At 32.7% G+C, this 25,636-nt stretch carries 20 protein-coding genes; 11 read left to right on the top strand and 9 right to left on the bottom strand.

From position 1 onward, the window contains the following. Positions 1-9 precede the first annotated feature (9 nt). A complete protein-coding gene (locus F0000_RS18610; RefSeq protein ID WP_149626236.1) occupies positions 10-2,373 on the bottom strand; it encodes a GAF domain-containing protein in 2,364 nt (787 codons plus the stop codon). 378 nt (positions 2,374-2,751) lie between these two features. Between F0000_RS18610 and F0000_RS18615 the strand changes: the two genes are divergently transcribed. Further along, a complete protein-coding gene (locus F0000_RS18615) occupies positions 2,752-3,873 on the top strand; it encodes a TlpA disulfide reductase family protein (protein ID WP_149626237.1) in 1,122 nt (373 codons plus the stop codon). Between the two features lie 200 nt (positions 3,874-4,073). Here the strand turns inward: F0000_RS18615 and F0000_RS18620 are convergent, their stop codons facing one another. Then, positions 4,074-4,724, bottom strand: a complete 651-nt coding sequence (locus F0000_RS18620) for a rhomboid family intramembrane serine protease (RefSeq protein ID WP_149626238.1) — start codon at positions 4,722-4,724, stop codon at positions 4,074-4,076. A 299-nt stretch (positions 4,725-5,023) separates the two neighbouring features. Here F0000_RS18620 and F0000_RS18625 point away from each other — a divergent pair, with 299 nt between their 5' ends. Both F0000_RS18625 and F0000_RS18630 read left to right on the top strand, forming a co-directional pair. Continuing rightward, on the top strand, positions 5,024-5,923 hold the full coding sequence (locus F0000_RS18625) for a lysophospholipid acyltransferase family protein (protein ID WP_149626239.1): 900 nt from the start codon (positions 5,024-5,026) through the stop codon (positions 5,921-5,923). 86 nt (positions 5,924-6,009) lie between these two features. After that, entirely contained in the window at positions 6,010-6,909 is a 900-nt protein-coding gene (locus tag F0000_RS18630; RefSeq protein ID WP_149626240.1) for a lysophospholipid acyltransferase family protein, read from the top strand. 547 nt (positions 6,910-7,456) lie between these two features. Here F0000_RS18630 and glmM read toward each other — a convergent pair. Further along, positions 7,457-8,845 carry a phosphoglucosamine mutase gene (gene glmM / locus F0000_RS18635; RefSeq protein WP_149626241.1) on the bottom strand — a complete coding sequence of 463 codons (1,389 nt, stop codon included), beginning with the start codon at positions 8,843-8,845 and terminating at the stop codon, positions 7,457-7,459. Positions 8,846-8,967: 122 nt separating this feature from the next. Between glmM and F0000_RS18640 the strand changes: the two genes are divergently transcribed. Genes F0000_RS18640 through ggt form a run of 3 tightly spaced genes read left to right on the top strand, consistent with a single transcriptional unit; the run spans position 8,968 to position 11,670 of the window. Further along, positions 8,968-9,552: an ACP phosphodiesterase gene (locus F0000_RS18640; RefSeq protein ID WP_149626242.1), complete on the top strand. Its 585-nt coding sequence runs from the start codon at positions 8,968-8,970 to the stop codon at positions 9,550-9,552. After that, a complete protein-coding gene (locus F0000_RS18645; RefSeq protein WP_149626243.1) occupies positions 9,549-9,941 on the top strand; it encodes a toxin-antitoxin system YwqK family antitoxin in 393 nt (130 codons plus the stop codon). The genes F0000_RS18640 and F0000_RS18645 overlap by 4 nt, the downstream gene beginning before the upstream one ends. Continuing rightward, entirely contained in the window at positions 9,868-11,670 is a 1,803-nt protein-coding gene (ggt, locus tag F0000_RS18650) for a gamma-glutamyltransferase (RefSeq protein WP_255452802.1), read from the top strand. Before F0000_RS18645 ends, ggt begins: the two co-directional genes overlap by 74 nt. 94 nt (positions 11,671-11,764) lie before the next feature. On the opposite strand, the gene F0000_RS18655 is transcribed toward ggt, so the two are convergent. Together F0000_RS18655 and dnaK are read right to left on the bottom strand one after the other, a co-directional pair. Then, complete coding sequence (locus F0000_RS18655; RefSeq protein ID WP_149626244.1) at positions 11,765-13,072, bottom strand: CoF synthetase; 1,308 nt, start codon at positions 13,070-13,072, stop codon at positions 11,765-11,767. 207 nt (positions 13,073-13,279) lie between these two features. Next, complete coding sequence (dnaK, locus tag F0000_RS18660; protein WP_149626245.1) at positions 13,280-15,202, bottom strand: molecular chaperone DnaK; 1,923 nt, start codon at positions 15,200-15,202, stop codon at positions 13,280-13,282. A gap of 651 nt (positions 15,203-15,853) precedes the next feature. Here dnaK and F0000_RS18665 point away from each other — a divergent pair. Continuing rightward, positions 15,854-16,525 (top strand): CPBP family glutamic-type intramembrane protease, encoded by a 672-nt coding sequence (locus F0000_RS18665; protein WP_149626246.1) that lies wholly within the window; start codon positions 15,854-15,856, stop codon positions 16,523-16,525. Between the two features lie 99 nt (positions 16,526-16,624). Here F0000_RS18665 and F0000_RS18670 read toward each other — a convergent pair whose 3' ends face one another. After that, positions 16,625-17,089 (bottom strand): nuclear transport factor 2 family protein, encoded by a 465-nt coding sequence (locus F0000_RS18670; protein ID WP_149626247.1) that lies wholly within the window; start codon positions 17,087-17,089, stop codon positions 16,625-16,627. 154 nt (positions 17,090-17,243) lie between these two features. On the opposite strand from F0000_RS18670, the gene panB reads away from it, so the two are divergent. Next, on the top strand, positions 17,244-18,062 hold the full coding sequence (gene panB / locus F0000_RS18675) for a 3-methyl-2-oxobutanoate hydroxymethyltransferase (RefSeq protein ID WP_149626248.1): 819 nt from the start codon (positions 17,244-17,246) through the stop codon (positions 18,060-18,062). 123 nt (positions 18,063-18,185) lie between these two features. Beyond that, positions 18,186-18,881 carry an RluA family pseudouridine synthase gene (locus F0000_RS18680; protein ID WP_149626249.1) on the top strand — a complete coding sequence of 232 codons (696 nt, stop codon included), beginning with the start codon at positions 18,186-18,188 and terminating at the stop codon, positions 18,879-18,881. A gap of 127 nt (positions 18,882-19,008) precedes the next feature. On the opposite strand, the gene F0000_RS18685 is transcribed toward F0000_RS18680, so the two are convergent. Further along, on the bottom strand, positions 19,009-19,875 hold the full coding sequence (locus tag F0000_RS18685) for a DMT family transporter (RefSeq protein ID WP_368668118.1): 867 nt from the start codon (positions 19,873-19,875) through the stop codon (positions 19,009-19,011). A 96-nt stretch (positions 19,876-19,971) separates the two neighbouring features. Continuing rightward, positions 19,972-21,516: a hypothetical protein gene (locus tag F0000_RS18690; RefSeq protein WP_149626250.1), complete on the bottom strand. Its 1,545-nt coding sequence runs from the start codon at positions 21,514-21,516 to the stop codon at positions 19,972-19,974. 208 nt (positions 21,517-21,724) lie between these two features. Here F0000_RS18690 and F0000_RS18695 point away from each other — a divergent pair, with 208 nt between their 5' ends. Then, positions 21,725-22,894: a 2-isopropylmalate synthase gene (locus F0000_RS18695; RefSeq protein WP_149626251.1), complete on the top strand. Its 1,170-nt coding sequence runs from the start codon at positions 21,725-21,727 to the stop codon at positions 22,892-22,894. A gap of 172 nt (positions 22,895-23,066) precedes the next feature. Further along, a complete protein-coding gene (gene leuB / locus F0000_RS18700; RefSeq protein ID WP_149626252.1) occupies positions 23,067-24,182 on the top strand; it encodes a 3-isopropylmalate dehydrogenase in 1,116 nt (371 codons plus the stop codon). Positions 24,183-24,641: 459 nt separating this feature from the next. On the opposite strand, the gene F0000_RS18705 is transcribed toward leuB, so the two are convergent. Continuing rightward, entirely contained in the window at positions 24,642-25,283 is a 642-nt protein-coding gene (locus F0000_RS18705) for a class I SAM-dependent methyltransferase (protein WP_255452803.1), read from the bottom strand. Positions 25,284-25,636 lie beyond the last annotated feature (353 nt).

A 25,636-nucleotide genomic window follows, 5' to 3' on the forward strand; every position in this document is an offset into this window, starting at 1 on the left:
AAAGAGCGATCAATTAAGCTCCTTCATAAGATCTTCATAGGTATAATATTCCTTGTCTTTTTTATTCTTGCTATACAAAATATTAACTCTCAATGCTTTCAGACCTGTTACTCCCTGAAGGTCATCTAATTCAACCATTTCAATCTCTTCTTCGAGATAATTTTTAGACTGTAAAAAATTGATGTATTTTATGTATTCTCTTTCATCATTTCTTTGAGAATAGACTATTACTAATTTCCCTTTTTCGGTAATACGACGGTTTGTTCCTTTAATATTAGCTTTATCTACCCTTTTCTTTACAACTTCATATCTGGCATTATAGGTTCCATCTACATCAAAACGTTTCTCATCCATTCTGAATCTTACAGATAACGAAGCACTAAATACCAAAACCATTGAGGCAACATCGAGTGCTACCGGAAGATCTTTTTTTAGCTGATAATATTCATTCTCCATTTCGCACATCACCTGGAGCTGCCATAATCTGAGATTATATAAATAAATCTTATTAAAACTATTTTGTTTTGTAATAGATTCTCCTATATACATATTATGTTCTACACCATCAGATTTAAACCTTTCAAAATAATGAGGATACATCTGCTGAGCTTCTTCTTGCTTTTTATCCAATAATGCTGCCATTTCCTTATTAATTAGCATTACAGATTCATCATGAGCTCTTCGATACTTATATAACATTTTTATATTTCCATCCAATGAAGTGTTATACTCATGAATTAAGGTTTCTAATTCTTTATTCTTCTTTCTCAGATGTTTGAACAATGGGGTGATATCTTTTTTAACAAAGTCTAAAATCTTCTGTTCACTATCTACTTGCAATCTATCTGTTACAGAATGAATGAAATCATCAATTCTAAATTTGATTTGCTCATAGATTGGTAAAGCATCTTGTTCACCGACTTTGTTTATAATTTTAGAAATCGATTGAAGCTGTAACACCAGATCTTTTTGTACTGCACTATTACGAGCATCAGAAGATCCTTTGATATCAATTTGTCCAAATAATGGATATACATCTTCAAAAACTACTTCTCTGAAAGAAACTGGGTTTTCATCAACCAAAGCGCGAAGAAAACGTTTGGCTTCTTGTCTGAATTTCCAGTAAACGCTAGGATGGATGGATGTACATTCCTGCTGAATTACTAACTCTAACTCATCTTCTGCTTTTGCCTTAGATCTTAAAACAGCATCTACCAGATATGGCATCACATCTTGTAACTTATTCGCATTTATACTATTGAGTTCATGAACATTGGGAGAAACAATCTCCAAAACCCCAAGGAGTTTACCATGATTTTCTATGGGAGCGATGATAGCACTATTTATATTCTGAGCTATCAGGTTTTTATATATTTTCTCTTGAGGCGTAGATTTTTGATATTTATTTACATCAGAAATAGCAAAATATTTGGACTCATTAAACAAGTAGTAATAACTCCCTTTACAGAGCGCTGATTCACAATCATCAGAATATTGATCGAACAAAATGTAACTATCTATACTTTTAAAAGGTACTCTCTCAAAAACCTGATCTTCCTCATTATAATTAGAAAAACCAACTTTAATTTCGGGTAAATTAAAAATAGCTCTAAATATATTTTGAAAACTATCTATAAAATTATCTTTTGTCTTGTCATATCTTAATAAACTAGCCTTGAAATCAGATAAGGAAACATCGGTAGTCACATCAAACATATTCGCGATAACGATTCCTTTAAAAATCCAACTATTTGGAGGAAACTTTTCTTTCCATATAGCTACATTATCAAAATTATCTAATAATTCGGCAACATCTTGCTCATTGATCTCTTTTGCTTTATCTGTTTTAATTATTTCTATAAAATCTCCATTATACAAGATCCTATAGTAACGATTAATACCTATGGTATCAGGAATCTCATAAAAAAACGGCCTTCTAAAATCAATCTTATAACCATAATACTTATTAAGGATAATACTGCACCCCATAATAAAATAATTATCCTCATTCAGGTTCTTTATCTGAGGCTCAAAATCAATACCGGCAGCACTGATAATATCATTGTAGCGCTGCGTAGATTTTAATACTACATTGCTAAATGGAATGGTCGCAATTTTTATTTCATTTTTCTGCAGAATTTGGGAAAAAGAGTCTTCTAATACCAGTTCAATTTGAGGTAATAATTCCTGAACTCTATTCTCTGTAATAATCCCTTGTTCTAATTCGGGATATTCCTCAACAATTTTTAAAATAGATTCGGCACGATCGCGCACAAGTTTGTTATCGCTTTTCAGGAATTCTCTGTATTCATCAAAAAATAATGAAAAACTTATTCTAATATCTAAAGGAAACTCATACCCGAACATCTCCATAATAATTTGTTTACAGTAATTTAACAAAAATAACGCAAAACTGCTTCATATTAAATTAGTATTAACAATAATTTCAGATTAATACTATCAATTAATACTTATAAAACAGGCTTATTATTTTAAACGTATATTTTCCTAATAATCAATATCATACTTTATTTAAAACAACTTTTACCAGTACAAGTACAAGTACAACTTTTTTTTGCGCTCTATCAGAATATTAGACGATCAAATTATGAGGTTTGTTACACTTCGATTTAATTTTATTTTGAAAAGCGGGTATTTCAATTAAAAGTTGACAATTATCTATATTAAAAGTTAATTTTTGGGGTATAAACACAAGAATACATATTTTTACAGATCAAAAAAAAACGAAAAATGAAAAAAATAATATTACTTACCATTATTTTGCTATCCATAGCTTGTGAAAAACAAGAAAAAGGATATTCAATTTCTGCAGAAACTAATGGATTTGATGATGGGGTAATAGTGTATGTAAATGCTGTGAGCGAATCTAATCGGCCTACTATTATAGATTCTACAACAATACAGCAAGGAAAATTTAAGATATCACTACCTCCTGTAGAAGAGAATGATTTTAATTATTTAACCTTTAAAGATATTCAGGGAAATGTATTGTTTCTGGCAGAAAACAATCCTATAAAAATGACTGTATATAAGGATAGTTTAAGGTCTACTGTGATCAAAGGAGGTTCTGAAAATAAGCTGTTCTTTGAATATTTGGGAAAAATGACAGCTTACAGCAAAGAAAAGCAGGAAATAAGTAATCAATACCAAATTGCTTCTAAGCTAAAAGAGACTGACAAGGCTTCTAAATTGGCGGTTAAGCAAGAAGAAATCAATAGAAATGAAAAAGAATATCGTAGAGAATTTGCTGAGAAACACTCGAATTCTTTGGTAGCTGTGATGGCACTTACTGATCTTATAAATCTAAAAGCGTTATCCGCCAAAAAGGTTAAGGAAATATACACAACTGTAGAAGACTCATTAAAATCCTCTCGTTTGGGTAAAAATCTGGACCGCCTGATTGCCGCATCTATAGGCAAAATAGATATTGGTAGTGAAGCCGAAGATTTTTCTGCTCCTACTCCTGATGGTAATTTATTATCGCTAAAAGAATCTTTAGGCAAAATCACTATTATCGATTTTTGGGCATCTTGGTGTAAACCGTGTAGAGCAGAAAATCCCAATGTAGTTAGAATTTATAACAAATATCACGACAAAGGACTTAATATCATTGGCGTTTCTCTGGATAGAAACAAGGATCACTGGACAAGAGCTATTAATAATGACAATCTGGATTGGAATCACGTATCTAATCTTAAATTCTGGCAAGATCCTATTGCAAAATCATATGGCGTGCGATCCATACCAGCTACCTTTATTCTTGACGAAACCGGAAAGGTAATCGCCAAAAATCTGAGAGGTCCGGCATTAGAAACAAGAATTTCGGAATTATTAGAAGAAAAATCTTTATAATAGTTTCTAAATAATATAGACTTATCTTGACTTTTTATTTTTAACCGAAAATGAATTGAAATTTGATCTTATGAGACGCTTTTTATAGTCTATAGTAGCAATACAGACAAAAAAAGTAACGAAAAATGGACAAATTTCGGCTATTTTTTATGAAATAGAAAAATCTAACTGTAAAAAAGCGACCTTATACATTATTATTTCTATAGTTTTCCTTTTTGCTGCAATACAAAGAGAACAAGTATCGGCACTGCTAATAATCCGATCATCAACAGGTTTTCTTTAAATAACCAGGGCGCAATAATCAGTGTCATAATATAACCACCTACAGCTCCTCCAAAATGCGCATCGTGTCCGATATTACCGGCTCTACTTTTCATTCCATAGATAGAATATAATAAATATCCTATCCCAAAAATGTAAGCCGGGATAGGGATAGGGATAAGCATCAGGTACAAACTCATACCGGGTTGAAATAATATAGCAGAAAAAATAATTCCCGAAACTGCCCCACTAGCACCAACTGCGCTATAATGATATTCATTTTTATGAAAGAAAAGAGAGAATAGACTTCCTACTAGTAAACTGCCAAAGTAAACCCCCAAAAACTTAACATCTCCAATAAAACTAAGCACTACTGGTGCAAAAAAATATAAGGTAAACATATTAAAGAACAGGTGCATCATATCTACGTGCAAAAAACCAGATGCCAACATCCGTAACTGTTCTCCTCTGCGAATACCTCCTATATTAAATTTATAACGTTCGAAAAAAGAAAAATCATTAAACCCTTTTAATGAAACAATGATATTAATTGCTATAATCACAATGACTACAATATCAATATTTAGCATACAACAAATTTTAGTTGTCAAATATACTATGAAGTGATTTAAACTTTTTTTAATTCGCTATAAAAATATTTTTTACACTTAATTTTTATAGTTTTCTTATTACATAACGTTCTATCCTATAAAAAAACATGTCTGTTAATCAAAAAACAACTATTTCCTGCCAGAATCAAAAAAATCTGAATCACTTTCTATATCCAAACCCAAAAAAATTTCTATTCTTATTGATTTCGTGACCTATATATTTTATTATTGATCGCAAATTAAAAAAGTTATCTTTGACAGCTTAAACCAAAAATTTAATGCAATTATTTATTTACTACCTGGTATATCCAATACTGTGGTTTATCTCTAAACTTCCCTGGCGTATATTTTATATGCTCTCTACCTGCATCTATATTTTAGTATACTATATCATCCGATATAGAAGAAAAACGGTTACTGATAACCTTACTCTAGTGTTCCCGGATAAGGAAAAAAAAGAAATAAATAGGATTCGTAAAGCATCTTATAAACATATGTGTGATATGTTTCTGGAAATGGCAAAATCACTCTCTATTACGCGAGAAGAATTAATAGAAAGATATAAGGTCGTAAATCTAGATGAGTTTCATGAATTCGAAAGAAAGAATAAAAGTATCATCACACTGATGGGACATTATGGTAGTTTTGAATGGTCTAATGCGGTAGATCTGGTATCCTTAAATCCGTGTGTTGGGATTTATAAACAATTAAAAAACAAACACTTTGATAAATTGGCACATACAATACGAGGAAGGTTTGATTCGAGATTGATCGCCAGTCATAAAGTAGCTCGACAAATTATCAAAGACAAACAGGATGGTACCGTATGTTCGTATGGCATGATCTCTGATCAGTCGCCAAAACTGAATAATGCAAAATTCTGGACAGATTTTATGGGGATCAAAGTACCTATATTTTTGGGTGGTGAGTTTTTGGCGCAACGATTAGATGTTATTGTTTTATACCTACAAGTAAAAAAAATAAAAAGAGGATATTATGAAGTAAAATTTATTCCGATTTCAGAAAATAGCAAGAATGAAAAAAAATTCTATGTTATCAAAGAATACCTCAAACTACTCGAAGAGCAAATTCATAAAAAGCCAGAAGATTATTTATGGACTCATAAACGCTGGAAACACAGAAATGCGACACCTCCTCCGGGTGCAATTATAGAATAGAGTAATACCTCTATTATTTTAAGAGTATTCTAAGATTTCGAAAAAACAAATACAATTATATTTGTAATCTCAAAAAACAAAAATCGATGCAATTATTTGTATACCGTCTGGTATATCCATTTTTATGGATGATATCAAAATTGCCTTGGCGTATATTTTACTATTTTTCCTCTTGTATTTATGTACTCATTTACCACGTCATTGGGTATAGAAAAAAATCAGTCACAGAAAACCTTACATTAGTCTTTCCAGAAAAATCAAAATCAGAAATCAACAAAATTCGTAAAGCATTTTATAAACATATGTGTGATATGTTTCTAGAAATGATAAAATCTATATCGATAACAGACAAAGAATTGCTGGAACGGTTTAAGATCACCAACATCCATACACTAAAAAGTCTGGAATCTAACAACAAAAGCATTGTTGTACTCATGGCACATTATGCCAGTTATGAATGGTCTACCGTAACACAACTATTAGTTGACTATCCTACAGTTGGTATTTACAAACAATTAAAAAATAAATATTTTGACAGATTAGCCCACAGGATAAGGAAACGATTTAATGCAAGATTAATCGCCAGTCACAATGCCATGAATGAAATTACCAAAGATAAAACTAATGGCAGGCTTTGCTCGTATGGTATGATATCTGATCAATCACCACGTATAGAAAAAGCAATGTTTTGGACAGATTTTATGGGAATCAAAGTTCCGGCATATCTAGGAGCCGAAGTTCTTGCAAAACGACTGGATATGCCTGTGGTTTATTTACAGGTGGAAAAAATAAAAAGAGGACACTATAAAGCGCAGTTTATTCCTATCACAGAAAATCCTAAAAACTGTGAAGATTTTTATATTGTAAAAACCTATTTGAGCTTACTGGAAAAACAAATTAGAAAAGCACCAGAATATTATCTCTGGACTCACAGAAGATGGAAGCATCGAAATGCGACAATACCTAAAGGCGCAACAATAGATTAATACGATTTATAACTAAAAATTTCGCATATTCATCGTTTCTTTTTCCTTTCTACTTCGTTTAAAAAATAAACCGTAGCTATAGCTATGCTTGATTTTTTTGCCTTGCATAAAGAAAAAATAATTCAATGAATTTATACGAATTTTTTAATCACAAATCGTATAACACCATTTGATCTTTGAATTTACTGGAAAAGAAAAGTAAGATTTTTTTATTATGGTGAATTATCTCAGGGCAAGTACACGAGACATTTATTAAAAAAACATTTCGATTTCGAGACAAGCCCGTGCCTGAAAGCATTTAAACCTCGATTATCGAGTAAATTCAAAGGATAGTATAATGAACACTTCTGACTTAAAAATCATTTAATCATTTTGAAACCAAAACCTCTCAGGTTTGAAAATCTGAGAGGTCCAATACCATTTCTGGTTTTAAAATCCTCTAGTAAACTTTACTCTTTTTCCTGTAAACTTCAAAAGACAACTATATTTATTTAAGTTTTTTAAAACCAAATAAATAGCACAACAAACTATACAACTGCAAGAGTATTTAAATACCTGCTATTCCCTTTAATATAGAAATTGTTTCTTCAGCCAACTGATCTGCTTTTTCCTGACTCAATGCTTCTGTATAAATACGAATAATTGGTTCTGTATTACTTTTTCTAAGATGTACCCAGCAATCACTAAAATCAACCTTAACTCCATCAATAGTAGTCACTACTTCTGAGGCGTGTTTTTTATGAAATCCATCCAAAATGGCATCTACATCCAGTGCTGGTGTAAGTTGAATTTTATTCTTACTCATAAAATAAGAAGGGTAGCTATTTCTCAATGCACTTACACTACATTTTTTTTCGGCCAGATGTGTTAAAAATAACGCAACACCCACCAGAGAATCCCGACCATAATGTAATTCCGGATAAATAATTCCCCCGTTACCTTCTCCCCCAATTACTGCGTGGTTAGCTTTCATTTTCTCTACTACATTTACTTCTCCTACAGCACTTGCTTCATACACTCCCTGATGTTTTTCTGTGATATCTCTTAAGGCTCTGCTAGAAGATAAATTAGAAACGGTATTACCTGGATTTTTACCAAGAACATAATCCGCACAGGCCACCAATGTATATTCTTCACCAAACATTTCGCCATCTTCACTCATAAAAGCCAAACGATCTACATCTGGATCTACTGTAAGACCAAAATCTGCTTTTTCTTTTACCACCAGTTCTGATAAATCAGTCAGGTGCTCTTTTAACGGCTCTGGATTATGGGGGAAATGACCATTTGGTTCGCAATATAATTCTACTACTTCTACTCCCATTTTCCTGAGTAATTTTGGTATCGCAATACCTCCGGTAGAATTTACAGCATCTACCACTACCTTAAAGCCGGATTTCTTAACAATTTCAGCATCTACCAGGGGAAGTTTGAGAACTTCTTCTATATGTATATCAATATAAGTATCATTAACGGTAATCGAACCTAAATTATCAACATCTGCAAAATCATAATCATCATTCTCGGCTTTTTCTAAAATCTTTTTACCATTTTCTGCATTAAGAAATTCGCCCTTATTATTTAATAGTTTAAGCGCATTCCATTGCTTTGGATTATGACTAGCGGTTAATATTATTCCTCCGTCAGCCTTCTCTATAGGTACCGCTACTTCTACTGTGGGTGTTGTAGACAATCCTAAATCTATTACATGCACGCCTAACCCTACAAGGCTATTCATTACCAATTGTTGTATCATAGAACCCGATATTCTAGCATCTCTACCGACCACCACTACAGGATGTTCTTTATCTGTTTCTGATTTTAGCCAGCTTCCATAAGCAGCAGCAAATTTAACCGCATCAATAGGCGTCAGGTTATCCCCTACTTTTCCTCCAATAGTACCTCGAATCCCTGATATTGATTTAATTAGTGTCATAAATTTTTATCAATTAATTTTCCTTGTTAACAAATGTACATGCAATAGATCATTACTCCAACTTTACAGTTAAAGTTTACAGAAAAACCACAAAATCTTTTCTAAAATTGTAAATTCACATAATGAATTTTTTAGCCCATATTTATCTCTCGGGAAATGATACCGAACTAAAAATAGGTAATTTTATTGCTGATGCTGTTAAAGGGAAAACATTTACCAGATTTCCTCATCGTATCCAACAAGGCATTACCTTACACCGCAAAATAGACTCCTATACAGACACCCATCCTATTGTAAGAAAAAGTGTAACCCGATTGTTCCCTAAGTATGGACATTACAGTACTGTAATTGTTGATATATTATATGACCATTATCTCGCTGCATACTGGGCAGAATTCTCGGATATACCTCTTGATCGATATGTTGCTGATTTCTATAAATTGCTTCAGGAATATTATGAAATCTTACCCAAACGCATACAGATTTTTTTACCGCATATGTTACAGGATAATTGGTTACTAAGTTATGCCACCATTCCCGGTATTGGCAGAATTCTATATCAAATGAACCATCGAACTAAAAACAGATCAAAAATGAATTTTGCTGTGATGGAATTAGAGCAATATTATGACGAATTCGAAAGAGAATTTCGTTCTTTTTTTGATGAATTAGAAGTATTTACTAAAAATGAGATGAGAACACTATGAGAACTTTATCTTTTCTTCTATTTTTATTTTTTATAAGTTCTTGCAAAGAAGAAACTGTTACTTATGAGATAAAGAATATTTGCAACAAAGAGGTTAAAAAAAATTCTAAGCATGGATATACTAAAAATTATTTTGCCAATGCTATCAATATAGAAAGTATTGGCCATTATAAAAATGGGATACAGGACGGATTCTGGAAATATTTTTATCGCAATGGAAAAATCAAAGCTGAAGGTCATTATAAAAATGGCAAAAAACAAGGCTTTTGGAAAGAATACCATAAAAATGGCACTATAAAATCAGAAGGTCATATTGATGATTGTAAACCTTCTGGATATTGGAAATTTTACGATCAAAGAAATAATCTTATTAAAGAAATCAACTACTAATTATACATATTACATGACAATGCGCTTCCTCTATTTCTTACCCTTTTTCCTTATTTTTTCTTGCAAAACAAACTCAGAATCAACGATCACTACTAAAAAAGTAATAGTGCCTGTAAAAGGTGTACTAGAAAAAAATGCTATGGTAGTTTCGGCCAGAAAAGAAGCTTCCAGAATAGGAAAAGATATCTTACAGAAAGGAGGAACTGCTTTTGATGCCATGATTGCTACTGAGATGGCACTGGCTGTTGCATATCCATATGCTGGTAATCTTGGCGGTGGTGGTTTTATGGTATATAGAAAAGCTACTGGAGAAACCGGAGCTATTGATTACAGAGAGAAAGCTCCTCTGGCTGCATCAAAAGATATGTATCTTGATGAACAAGGAAATCCTATCCCCGAAAAAAGTCAGGTAGGGAGTCTGGCGGTTGGAGTACCCGGAACTATCGCCGGAATTTTTGAAGTTCATAAAAAATTTGGAACCCTTCCTATGGAAGAATTACTGGCACCAGCGGCAGCACTTGCTGATACTGGATATACTATAACTCAAAAACAAAAAAAACGCTTAGATACCCATAGAGATCTTTTTATAAAAACCAATTCTGATACCATTCTATATGCCAAGTTGTACAAGGCACACGACACTGTTAAGAATAAAGAACTGGCTACTACACTCCGAAGAATCATCAAAAATGGCAGAGACGAATTCTACAAAGGAGAAACAGGCAAAAAAATGGTATCATATATTCAATCCAAAGGTGGAATCATTACGATGGAAGATCTCGCTAAATACGAAGCAAAATGGCGTAACCCAGTAGAATTCACATATAAGGATTTAAACGTAATATCAATGTCTCCACCATCTAGTGGCGGAGTATGCCTGGCTCAAATCATGAAAATGATAGAACCTTTTAACGTGCAAACATACGGTCATAACTCATTAACATCTATTCAAATAATTACCGAAGCAGAACGTAGAGCCTATGCCGATCGTAGTTTTTATCTGGGAGATCCCGATTTTGTAAAAATCCCGATGGATACTCTTATAAGTAAGACCTATGCGTCTGAAAGAATGAAAGGTTTTAACTTAGAAAAAGCAACCTTATCTTCTGATATAAGTCACGGAAATATCCCTGGTTATGAAAGTGAAGAAACAACCCATTATTCTATAATTGATCAATTTGGTAATGCTATTTCTGTAACTACTACATTAAACGGAGCTTATGGATCTAAACTATATGTTCCCGAACTTGGTTTTTTTCTCAATAATGAAATGGATGATTTTAGTGCCAAACCAGGAACTCCCAATATGTTTGGACTTATCGGCGCAGAAGCAAATGCAATTGCGCCTCAAAAAAGAATGTTAAGCTCGATGACACCAACAATTGTAGAGAAAAACAATAAATTATGGATGTCTGTTGGAACACCTGGAGGTTCTACTATTATCACTTCTGTTTTACAAACAATACTAAATGTTTATGAGTATAATATGACGATGCAAGATGCGGTAAACGCAGCCCGTTTTCATCATCAGTGGCTTCCAGACGTTATTGTTTTTGAGCCTAATTCATTTGATCAGCAGATACTTGATCGATTAGAAAATAAAGGGTATAAAATCAATGTTGAAAAATCTGTTATTATAGGTAAAGTTGATGGCATTTTGGTATTACCAGACGGAACCCTGGAAGGAGGCGCAGATAAACGCGGAGATGATACAGCAATAGGCTTTTAAAAAAAAGTTGACTTCTAAAAAACAATAATTACATTATTTTTGTTTGAATTTACCTTAAAGAAAGTTCAAGTTCAATGGATAATGGTATTATATATTACAATTGAGAATGATAAGTATTCGCTACTTCCCTCCTTTTTCCTGAGGATAGCAGTGGGATTTCATCTACATACTCTATAGTAATGTTAGCATCTTCCCCAAAATAGACCTTATACTCTTCTATCATAGACTTTTCATCCACCTTTGTATCTGTATTTAACTTAATTACATAATCTTTCTCTCCATATTGAACCAATTGAAACTGCTTGTAGTCCCCATATTTATATAGTTTATAGGAAATATGAGAAGGAACAATAGCTCCCTTTGTGTCATAAATCAAATCCAATTTTCTTCCTTTAATACACGCTAAATAAGGTATATTTTCTGTGTCTAATTCTAAAGTACCAATATCTCCGGTATCATATCGTATTAAAGGCATTGCGTAATTATGTAAATCAGTAACTACAATTCTACCCAATTTCCCTTTGCCGATGGGTATATCTTTTATAAGATCAAAAATTTCTACAAAATAACTGGCAGAATTAATTATATACTTATTGGTTTCAGAATGATCTTCTTGTGCAATAATCCCGTTTTCATTATTAGAATATCTTGATATAGGCTTTATCCCAAAATACATTTTCATTTTACTTCTCACATAATCATTAAGACTTTCTGACATGGTAATAATAGATCGAACATTGCCATCTATCTTTGGTGAATTTATCGTATCCAGATACCTGCAGATAGCCTCAAAAGCAGAAGTATACCCCAAAAAACTTTTCTTTTTTTTATTCTTTTCCAGATCTTTAATAAAAATCTCTATATCTGTATCTTTAAGTTCAAAAACACTATGAGGGTGGATATTCTGCCACCATAGTCTTGACAATATCCCTTTCCTGACCGTATCTGACCAAATTTTTATGTATATCAATTTTTGACCTATCTCATATCCAGACTTGTTAGAAAAATAGAGATTATCCCCGGTATTCCTGCATCTTTTGCTCATGTTTTGTAAGACTGAAAAAGGAGCTCCGGTAGAGCCACTGGTAGAAATTAAGACACAGTTCTTTTTTTTATATTTTGAAGATAAAAACTGTTCAAAATTATTACGAATTATATTTTTATTGATTATCGGAAAATCCGAAATAGAAGTATATCCTACACACTTTTGGTAAAACCAAGTAGTACTTACAGCATGCTCCAGAATTTGCTGAAGGTATTTTTCTTTTTTGACTTTCGAGGCGTTTGAATCATTATTTTCTATGATCCATTTAATATCCTCATAATGATTTTTGATATCCCTTCCTCGCAGCATATCTATAAACCAAAAGATATTTTTTCGAAAAACTTCTAATAGACTCATTCACGTATCTCAATTACTTAAATAGAGGTTGTATAATACACCTTCCATTCAACAGCCGCATAAAGTAAGGAATAAAATGTGTGGGAATTAATCTGTTTTTAAATCCGGGATAAAATTAAAACAATTTCTTGATTCCTTGTGTTTAAAAGCAAAAAAAGTGCACAAAATTGCGCACTTTTTATATATAGATATGATATATAACATTCTCTATTTCACTTCCTCAAAATCTACATCTTCTACATCACTTGCCTCAGAATCTCCTCCCTGAGCTTGTTCTGATGCTCCTTCCGGAGCTCCTGCACCTGCATCAGCTCCCTGAGCAGCTTCTGCCTGAGCTTTATACATTTCTTCGCTCGCAACTTTCCAAGCCTCGTTAATTTTATCAAGTGCTGGTTGGATTATAGCCAGGTCTTTTGACTCGTATGCTTTTTTAAGCTCTTCTAATGCCTCTTCTACTGGTTTCTTTTTATCATCGGATATCTTATCACCAAATTCTTTGAGTTGCTTTTCTGTTTGGAAAATCATTCCATCTGCTTCATTCAATTTATCAGCAGTTTCCTTGGCAGCTTTATCTGCTTCAGCATTCGCTTCTGCTTCTTGCTTCATTTTAGCGATTTCCTCTTCTGTAAGGCCAGATGACGCTTCAATACGAATATCCTGAGATTTATTTGTTGCTTTATCTGTTGCAGATACTTTTATAATACCATTCGCATCAATATCAAAAGTAACTTCTATCTGTGGTGTTCCTCTTTGTGCTGGTGGAATTCCGTCTAAATGAAAACGCCCAATCGTTTTATTATCTGCTGCCATAGGACGCTCACCCTGCAGTACATGAATTTCTACAGAAGGTTGATTATCCGCAGCCGTAGAGAATATCTGCGACTTTTTTGTTGGAATGGTAGTATTCGCTTCAATCAGTTTTGTCAGTACGTTCCCCATTGTTTCAATACCAAGAGAAAGTGGTGTAACATCCAATAACAATACATCTTTAACGTCTCCTGTTAATACACCTCCCTGAATTGCTGCTCCAACGGCAACTACTTCATCAGGATTCACTCCTTTACTAGGTGCTTTACCAAAGAATTTTTCTACTGCTTCCTGTACTGCTGGAATTCGTGTAGATCCTCCTACCAAAATAATTTCGTCGATATCGCTGGTAGATAAGCCTGCTGCCTTAAGAGCAGTACGACAAGGTTCTATTGTACGCTTTACCAAATCGTCAATTAATTGATCAAATTTAGCTTTACTTAAAGTTCGTACCAAATGCTTAGGTCCACTCGCTGTAGCTGTAACATAAGGTAAATTGATTTCGGTTTGTGGAGAAGAAGATAATTCTATTTTTGCTTTTTCTGCCGCCTCTTTAAGACGTTGTAAAGCCATTGGATCCTGACGTAAATCCATATTCTCATCAGCCTTAAACTCTTCTGCCAACCAGTCTATAATCTTCTGATCTACATCATCTCCTCCTAAGTGCGTATCTCCATCTGTAGACAATACTTCGAATACGCCATCTCCTAATTCCAGAATAGATACATCATGAGTACCTCCTCCAAAATCGAATACAACAATTTTCTGATCAGTTCCTTTTTTATCAAGACCATATGCCAAGGCTGCAGCTGTAGGTTCATTAATAATTCTTTCTACTGTAAGACCAGCAATTTCTCCAGCTTCTTTGGTAGCTTGACGCTGTGCATCATTAAAATAAGCAGGTACAGTAATTACGGCTCTGGTTACATCTTGTCCAAGGTAATCTTCTGCTGTTTTCTTCATTTTCTGAAGTGTCATAGCAGATAATTCTTGTGGTGTATATAAACGCCCATCAATATCAACTCTAGGAGTATCATTATCTCCTTTTACCACTTTATAAGCAGCTCTTTCTGCTTCTTTAGAAGATTCAGAGAATTTATTCCCCATAAATCTTTTGATAGAAGATATTGTTTTTGTAGGATTCGTAACTGCCTGACGTTTTGCAGGGTCACCCACCTTAATTTCTCCCCCTTCTACAAATGCAATTACAGATGGTGTAGTTCTTTTACCTTCAGCATTAGGGATTACTACCGGCTCATTACCTTCCATCACAGAAACGCAAGAGTTGGTTGTTCCTAAGTCAATTCCTATTATCTTACTCATAGTATTCTTTATAAATGTTTAAGTGTTATTCCTAAAATTATTCATAAACATTTTAGTCAATGATTATGCCATGCATATTTGTATGACATGATGTCATTAAATTCTATCAACACCAATAAAACGGTAGAAAAAACCATTTAGTTTAGCACTGCTTTCCTCTTGTTAAAAAGAAGTTACAAACAACTCTTACTCTATGCAAATACACTATGCCAGTTACCTTAAAAAAATCTACTTTATCAAAGTAAGATTAGTAAAGAATATTGAATATATTCATATAGGACTCATCTTGAGTACTGCTTTGACTTACATTAATACATTATAATATGAAGTGATTAAGACTTTTTTTTGATTCTGGCGAAAATTGAATCAAAAAGAGCATTTTTATAACAAATTGAAAAAAGTTTACACTACTTCTATGTTAAAAACAGGAATTAGATCCGATAGATCTCATATTTTTGACTCAGAATATTAAGAAGTGGGTAGCTTCATAAATTTAAAAATTAGTATTTCTATAACAATGATTTAGTAAGGGCTGAAAAAATTGATGTTTCTATACTAATGATAATGAAACATCTGTTAAATTAATTACCTTTTTTTGAGCAAAAACAATATTCAAGAAGAATCAAAAAATGTAATCAATTGTTAATATATATGATTAAAAACATATCTCTTTCTAAAGTTAGAAATCTACTTTTATTTTATCTGCGATTATTTGGTCTATATATGCTATTTTTTATCTGCGCTAATTTTGTGCAACGTATATTTCCAGATCTTGATATAACAAAATATTCTCAGGACTACTTACAAGAAATTTTTAAGAACAACAGATTAAAAGCTTTTCTGGCAATAATCATTTTTGCTCCTGTGATCGAAGAACTAATGTTCAGAACTTTGATAAAACCCAAGATCAGCGGTTTATTGTTATTTTTAAGTTCCTGGACACTTTTTATAATTGGCTCATTATTCTCTTTAGGTTTTGCATGGTATTATCAATATATACTAACATTTATAGTGCTTTATGGGATCTTTTTTATTTATAAAAACATCCTTCCAGAAATTCAACTAGAAAAGGTGATATGTTTTCTAAATAGGCATCAAAGTGTTGTTTTGCAAGTCACTTCTTTAATCTTTGGATTTATACATATATCTAATTATGTAGATTCTTTTCAGATCAACAGTACTTTAGTATTACTTATTACTCCTAGAATTATTGCAGGTCATATGTTTGGTCAGCTAAAAATAAAAAATGACCATATTATTTGGTCAATATTATTACATGCGCTTAACAATGGTATTGTATTTTTGATTATCAGTAGTAAATAGTAAACTACCCCGCGGCAAGTTCACAAGACTTTTATTGAAAAAAAATAGTTTAATTTCGAGGTAAGCCTCCGAGTATTTCAATCTCGATTATCGAGTAAACTACTTACATCCTTCTTTCTTTCTGGTATCTGCTATAGCTATAATCTTCCAGCCTTCGTCATCATTAAACAGCTGAAATACATTAACCCCACAATGACTAAACTGATTATTGACATAAAATTCATATGGTGTCCAGATTTGGGCAATATCCGCATTTGCATCAATTTTAAACTCTAATAATTTCTCAAGCCACTTTTGATCTTTTGGTCTATTATGTATGGCTAGCAGGAATTTATGCATATTTGTAGTAACTGTATTGAGTTTGCCTTCTTTTGATTTTACAATAGTTTGCATTGCTACATTTTTATCTATAACAGTTCTCATTTTAGTAGTATCACCTTTATGAAAACCTTCAAAAAAATCTAACACAGCTTGTTTTGCAGCTTTTTGGTTCTCATCAATCTTATTTTGAGAAAAAATACTTGTTGTAAAAAGTAAAAAAAATACAAGTAATATGTTTTTCATACTATGCTATTTAAAAGTTAAATATAAGTTATTAATTACTCTTTTAAACATCTAATAATTAAATATTTAAAAATAATAAGAAAATCAAAAATATCATCCATTTGTTACGAGCTCTCTAATTGTTTACTTTTACACGAACAAATGATTTTTATACATGTCTACAGCAAAGAAAGATTATAAGCGAGTTACTGTAAAATCTCTAACAGAGATGAAAGCTAATAAAGAAAAAATATCAATGTTAACAGCTTATGATTATACGATGGCCAAGATTGTAGATGGCGCTGGTATCGATGTTATTCTTGTGGGGGATTCTGCTTCTAATGTTATGGCGGGCCATGAGACAACCTTACCAATTACATTAGATCAAATGATTTATCATGCATCTTCTGTGATAAGAGCTATTTACCGAGCGCTGGTGGTGGTTGATTTGCCTTTTGGCAGTTACCAGAGTGATCCCAAAGAGGCACTGCGTTCTGCTATTAGAATCATGAAAGAATCTGGCGGACACGCGGTAAAACTTGAAGGTGGTAAGGAAGTCAAAGAATCTATCAAAAGAATTTTACACGCAGGAATTCCTGTAATGGGTCATTTGGGGCTGACGCCGCAATCAATTTATAAGTTCGGGACATATACAGTGCGGGCAAAAGAAGAAGAAGAAGCTAAAAAATTAAAAGAAGATGCTTTAATGCTACAAAAAGTTGGATGTTTTGCTATTGTTTTAGAAAAAGTTCCTGCAATGTTGGCAAAAGAAGTTTCTGAAAGCCTCACCATCCCTATTATAGGTATTGGTGCTGGTAATGGAGTGGATGGTCAGGTACTGGTAACACACGATATGTTGGGCATGACTCATGAGTTCAATCCTCGATTCTTGAGACGTTATCTGAATTTGTACACTGAAATGACAAATGCTTTTCAACAATATGTCGCAGACGTAAAGTCTTTGGATTTCCCTAATGAAAATGAGCAGTATTAATTTAGACCATTGAATTCACTCCGGTATTTATTCGAATAATTTAGCGGTATCAAAATTTAGATCCGCAATAAAATAAATCAGTAGGAAGTGATTCAATGACCTTAACTTCTCTAAATATCTAAAATGTCTAAAATTTTATCTACTAAATCGAACCTTCAGGTACTGTACGAGGACAATCATATCATTGTTGTTAACAAACGTCCAGGTGATATTGTTCAGGGTGATAAGACCGGCGACAAGCCTCTTAGTGATGTAGTTAAAGAATATATCGCAGAAAAGTATCACAAACCCGGAGCTGTTTTTCTAGGGGTAGTACATCGTCTGGACAGGCCTACTAGTGGTATTGTTGTATTTGCAAGAACTAGTAAGGCACTCCCAAGACTTAATAAATTATTTAAGAATAAAGAAGCCAAAAAAACATATTGGGCAGTTGTCAAAAACAAACCTCCTCAAGAATGTGACACCTTGACTCATTGGCTAAAACGAAATTCAAAACAAAACAAATCATATGCTCACAGCCACGAAATAACGGATAGTAAAAAAGCTGTATTAGTATATCAAATTATTAAAAAACTAGACAACTATTTCCTCCTGGAAATAGACTTACATACGGGTCGTCATCATCAAATACGATCTCAACTATCAACTATCGGATCTGTCATAAAAGGAGATCTCAAATATGGAGCTGATCGCAGTAATAAAGATGGAAGTATTCATTTACACGCAAGAAAACTTACTTTTATGCATCCTGTCAAAAAAGAACTCCTTACCATACTCTCTCCACCTCCATCAGATCCAATATGGAATGATTGCATATAATACTGATGCGTATAAAAACGTTACAAAATCATCATGTAAACTACTTCCAGGCATTTATTGAAAAAAAAAATGATTTTGAGGCAAGCCTCGGAGCATTTAAATCTCGATAATCAAGTAAAACTCAAAGTCATTTCTTGTATGATCGTATACTTTCTATAACTACAGAGGTTAAGATCAAAAGCCCTCCAATAATAGTTGTCCACAAAGGGATTTCGGCTAAAAAAATAATACCTATTATAATTCCGTAAACAGGTTGTATACTACTAATAATACTAGCGGTTGTAGTAGAAAAACGTTTCAAACTAAATAGAAAAAGTGTATGACCAATAGCGGTGGTTATTAATGCTAAAATCAATACCCAGGGCCATTGAGTGCGCATCTCTGAGCTATCCAGTATAAATATGATTGGTATTAATATCAAACTTACAATAACTAATTGATACCACATAAGTACAGATCCATGATAGTTATTGACTTTTGTTTTCATCAATAAATTACGCAATGCATAACACAATGCAGAAAACACTCCAAAAACAACAGCTTTAGCATAGGTATTCTCAAAACTAAAATCAGGGACCAAAAAATAAATCCCAAGCAAGACCAATCCGCCTAAAACAAGGTGCATTTTCTCAAACTTGGTTTTTAATAGTAAAGGTTCCAAAAAGGATGTAATTACAGGATATGTAAATAATGACAGCATCCCAATTGCAACATTAGATAATTTAAGCGCATAAAAATAGGTGATCCAATGCAGTCCCATTAATACTCCTCCCATTAGAATTGTCACCCGATCTTTTGAAGCGATAGTAAAAGATATTTTTTTCCATCTACAAAACAAAAAAAGTAGAATTCCGGCCAGAATTGCCCGAAACCCAATAGTCACCGGTACAGGCATATCAATATACCTCCCTAGTGCTCCAGAGGTGCTGATAAAAAGCATTGCCAGATTTAATTCTAAAATATTCCGGATATGCTGTTGGTTATTATTTGACAAACTTTATTTTAATTAATGTGCTCTATAGCACGATTCAGGATGCAAAAATATTTTTTTGTCTTATACCGCAATGAAAATTTGTAATTTATTATCAGATTACCGGATCAGTTTTTCTGATTTCTCTTTTATAATATCAGCAACTGGCCTTCCTTCTATATTACTTTCTAACCAGGACAAAATATCTAAATATAAAAAAGCTCTTTTTTCATAGGGATGATCTTCATATTGTTTTAATGTTTTATGAAGTTTTTTGAAGGCATCTTTGATCTGATGTGGAAAAATATCGCCCAGGTTTTTAAGGAATTTTATCATTTCTTTTTGCACCTCGTGTAAGTCATTCATTTTGATTAAAAATCTATAGGTTTCTTTTAGCTGGGTCTCCAGATGATAATCCATTCCGGCTTCATAATGCGCAACTAAACTTAAAACCCTGGCAAAACACATCAGGTCTTCACGCATTTTTAATGATTTATTATTGATAATCTTACTCAAATATTCGATACACTTTTTGTGATTAGCCATCCCAAAATACAAACACCCTATTTTATAGTACAATACCATAATATGATGATCATCCAATCGATTTTTGTATGCCGTAACCCCCTTAAGAATCTCTTCTACCAAATAATGCCCATCGCTAAATGTACCTTCTAGAAAATGCACATTCAATCTATTATTATAAATAAACTGAAACGAAAGCACTTCAATATTATCATCTTGAGGAAAATCATCAGAAGTAATTGTCTTTTCGAACTTAGACAAGGTGAGTTTTAACTGTGTTTTATCCCGTATATGATATAAGGATTCTAATAAATAATGATTCCCCCGAAGAAAAAATACTGGGTTAAGAATAATCATTTTAGGGTTTTCATAAAAAAGATCTACCCATTTCTTAGAGTATTTATAGCAGGATAAAAAATCCTGAATCATAAAACTATACCACAAATGTGTCTTATACAGCCACAGTTTTTCACGAAAACCAAGTATATTCCATTCATATTTTGGGAGTTTACTCTGAAAATAATCAGTAATTTCTGTATATTCTTTATCATTTCTTACATATCCGCTTTTAAGCATTAATCCATATAGCTGAAGTGATAAATTAGACAACCTACTGGTAAGCACGTTTTTCATACTCAACATCTTGGCTTCGATAGTCAACTCATCAGCCCTGTTGTTGATACTTCTAGTGATATATTGCGTTTCTATTATCTTCTCTAGTTCTACAATCTCATATGCAATATTATTCTCTTCATTCTCTTTGGCTACAGTTTTTGCTTTATCTAAAATTTTCAGGCTTTGTTTATACAATCCTTTATGATAAAGAATGGTTGCGAAATCAAGTTGCTCCCGAATCTGTGACCTAATATTTTGATGTAGTGGACTTAGCCTGAGACTAATCAAAATTTGTTTGTATAAATGAGCCTTTAAATTAGAAAATTGTTGTTTAGTAACGATTCCTTTAGAAACCACAACTTCTTCATTTAGGGAATCACTTTTATCCAAATGATTAAACAGTGCCAGAAATTTAGAGTCTGTATTGACTCCCAGCCGTCCTACATACACCTTAAACTGTCTCTTTTCAGATTTAGAAAGTGACTTTACTAAAACAAACAAAGGATCTTTTTGATCATTAGTCATTGTAAGAAAATATATTGTAATTAATTGATTAAAAAGGTATTACACTTTTATTAAAACATTTTAGCATTGTAAAACATACGGTTAAACACCTTCTTTTTGAATTACCAAAATATAAATTCGTAAGAGAATACTAAAATATCTTAATAAGAATATTTATAAAGATATCTATTTAAAGTATAGCACTAAATTAATAATTCACAGAATTTCTATGAGCGATAATAAAGTCCAAATATTTGATACCACACTAAGAGATGGAGAACAGGTTCCTGGTTGTAAATTAAATACCAAACAAAAATTAGTTATTGCTGAACGATTAGATCTATTAGGAGTTGATGTGATCGAAGCAGGATTTCCTGTATCGAGTCCAGGAGATTTTAAATCTGTAAATGAAATCGCAAAGGTAGTAAAACACGCTACGGTCTGTGGTCTGACAAGGGCTGTCGAAAATGATATCAAAGTAGCAGCAGAAGCACTAAAATATGCCCGTAAACCAAGAATACATACTGGGATTGGAACATCAGAGTCTCATATAAAATATAAATTTAACTCTACTCAGGAGAAAGTAATTGAACGAGGAGTTGCTGCTGTAAAATATGCAAAGTCTTTTGTAGAGGATGTAGAATTTTTTGCAGAAGATGCCGGACGTACGGATAATGAATTTTTAGCACGAGTCTGTGAGGCTATGATAAAAGCAGGTGCAACTGTGCTCAATATACCTGATACAACTGGATATTGTCTGCCAGAAGAATATGGTGCTAAAATTAAATATTTAAAAGAAAATGTAACTGGAATTGATAAGGTTATCATTTCTTGTCACTGTCATAATGATTTAGGGTTGGCAACAGCTAATTCTATTTCTGGAGCTATCAACGGTGCCCGACAAATAGAATGTACTATTAATGGTATTGGTGAACGTGCTGGTAATACTGCTCTGGAAGAAGTAGTAATGATTATGAAACAGCATCCGTACCTTCATCTTAATACTGATATTAATTCTCGATTACTATATGATACGAGTTTAATGGTTTCAGAAAGTATGGGAATGATGGTACAGCCTAACAAGGCAATTGTTGGTGCCAATGCGTTTGCTCATAGTTCTGGAATACATCAGGATGGAGTGATCAAAAATCGAGAAACTTATGAGATTATTGATCCCGTCGAAGTAGGTGTTACAGAATCTGCCATTGTACTTACTGCAAGAAGCGGTAGAGCTGCATTAGCGTACAGATCTAAAAAAATCGGATACGAATTAACTAAACTTCAACTAGATGATGTATATAAAGAATTTCTAAATTATGCAGATAGAAAGAAAGAAGTTGTCGATGAAGATATACACGAAATTATGAAAACTGTTGATGTAGTAGCTGCAGTAGCTTAAAAAAATAACGTAAATTGTAGCATTTCTCGAACTTGAATTGAATAAAGAAGTTCGATTATTATATTACAACCTTAATTGTAGGACACACATATCTGATCAATTATAAAATTTAGTCTTAAATAATATAATAAAAAACACTTCGACAAGTTCAGTGTAACAAAAGAATACATCTATGAAATTAGATATCGCTGTATTATCAGGAGACGGAATTGGTCCGGAAGTTACCGCTCAGGCAATAAAATCCTTAGAAGCTATTGCTCATAGTTTTGATCATGTTTTTACTTTTAAAGATGCTCTTGTCGGTGCTATCGCTATTGAGAAGAAAGGCAATCCACTGCCAGATGAAACTCTGGAGCTTTGTTCCAGTTCGGATGCCATTCTATTTGGTGCTATAGGTGATCCTAAATATGATAATAATCCAAGTGCATCTGTACGACCAGAGCAAGGGTTACTGCGGTTACGCAAAGAATTAGGGCTTTATGCTAATATCCGCCCCGTCAAAGCCTATGAAACCTTGTTAGATAAATCTCCATTGAAAAGAGAAATTATTGAGCATACAGATATCTCTATCTTTAGAGAACTTACAGGTGGCATCTATTTTGGGAAAAAATATCTGAATGAAGAAGGAACGATAGCATCCGATTTATGTGAATACTCCAAAGAAGAAATAGAAAGGATTACCCATTTAGCCTTTAAAGCTGCTCAAAAGCGTAGAAAAAAACTAACGCTGGTAGATAAGGCCAATGTACTGGAATCCTCTCGTTTATGGCGAAAAGTAGTAAAACAGATCGCGCAGGAATATATGGATGTATCGCTGGACTTTTTATTTGTAGATAATGCTGCTATGCAAATGATTCTTAACCCAAGACAATTTGATGTGATTCTTACTGAAAATATGTTTGGCGATATTATCTCTGATGAAGCTAGTGTCATTGGTGGCTCTATTGGTTTATTGGCATCTGCCTCTATTGGCGATACTTGTTGCATGTTTGAGCCGATACACGGGTCTTATCCACAAGCTACCAGAAAAGGAATTGCGAATCCTATTGCTGCCATCTTATCAGCAGCCATGCTTTTAGAGCATTTTGACTTAATAGGTGAAGCAAATGCCATCAGAGATGCTGTAGAAAAAGCTTTAGAACTGAACCTAACCACACCAGATCTTAATCACAACAATCCATTATCCACAGAAAAGGTAGGAGACTTTATCTACGACTATATATTAAACCCCGAAGACTCTAATATCAATTTTGAAAATATACATGTAGGACAATCAACTATCATTTAAATGTTAGATTAATTATAACCACTTTTTAAAGAAAAAAGCAACCAGAAATCCTGGTTGCTTTTTTTGTATCGTATTTTTTATAAAAACTAAGTGCAAAAAATCTTACTAACTAAATATGAGTAATACTCTAAAAACCTAAATTCGATTGATCCCAAATAATACGATTTGTGATTAAAAATTTCGCATATTCATCGTTTCTTTTTCCTTTCTACTTCGTTTAAAAAATAAACCGTAGCTATAGCTATGCTTGATTTTTTTGCCTTGCATAAAGAAAAAATAATTCAATGAATTTATACGAATTTTTTAATCACAAATCGTATAAATCAGTTTGAATAGAATTCTAACAAGCATTTTTGGTTTCAAAAAACGATCACCAAAATACTAGCAACAAACGTTTTTAAATCTTATACCTATATCAGATAAGAGAAATAATTTAATGAGTATAAAGTAATTTCAAATTTATGAATTCTTTATTCTTTTACGCAAAACCCATTTATCCTGTGGAATCCAGTTTTCTCCTTGAGGAGGTTTTGTAATAATATGTTCCAAAATTTCCATTCTTTCAAAAAGATTTCTCATAAACTTTGGTGGATGAAATGTAGTAAAAGTTCGATGCCCTTCTTTAACATTATCTCTAATAACTAAAGTATCATTCTCGTAATCTTGTAATTCTGAAACTGATAATTTATGCCTAAAATTATCCCCTTGACTCGTAATATACAATATACCACCAGGTTTAGTAATTCTATAAAGCTCTTCAAACCAGCCATAATGCATCTCTAAGGACAAATGAGTAAATATTGATATTCCATAAATCAAGTCAAAATAATCATTCTGATAAGGCAATTCTGGAGACAATAGATTTTTGTTGAAATTTATATTGGGCAAATTGGCGCTACACCAATCAATCGTTTTTTTGTTATAATCTGTACCATAGAATTCACTTGTAGGAAGTAACGCAGGAAAATGTCTTATGATCCTACCAGGCCCACATCCCCAATCTAATATCTTAGTAGTATCTAATGTTTCATGTCTGGATACAATTTTTATTATTTCCTCTGCATCATGCTTCCCACTACGATAATAATTTTCATAATCCAAATTAAACGATTCATATATTAAGTATGAAGGTGGAAGTAAGAAATTTGGGTTTTGTTTTGAAAAAAGAATATTTTTTTTTCGCTGTTTGTTCTTTACAATATAAAACCTTATCAAATCAGCAAAATAAATTAATCTTATTTTTCTTAAAAAATTGGAAAACAGTGTTTTAACCATAAAAACAAGTTCTAAATAGATTTAAAAGTAATAAAAATTCGATTCGCAAAATACCAAATTATTTAACAGTAATCTGTTTAAAATTTCAAAAAATATAAATATTTAGGGTAACATATATAACACTTAAGACACTTACTTATAGAGAAAGGAAACTAAAAAAGGGAGAATAAGAACCAGAT

Source organism: Aquimarina sp. RZ0 (genome assembly GCF_008370685.1).
Taxonomy (GTDB): domain Bacteria; phylum Bacteroidota; class Bacteroidia; order Flavobacteriales; family Flavobacteriaceae; genus Aquimarina.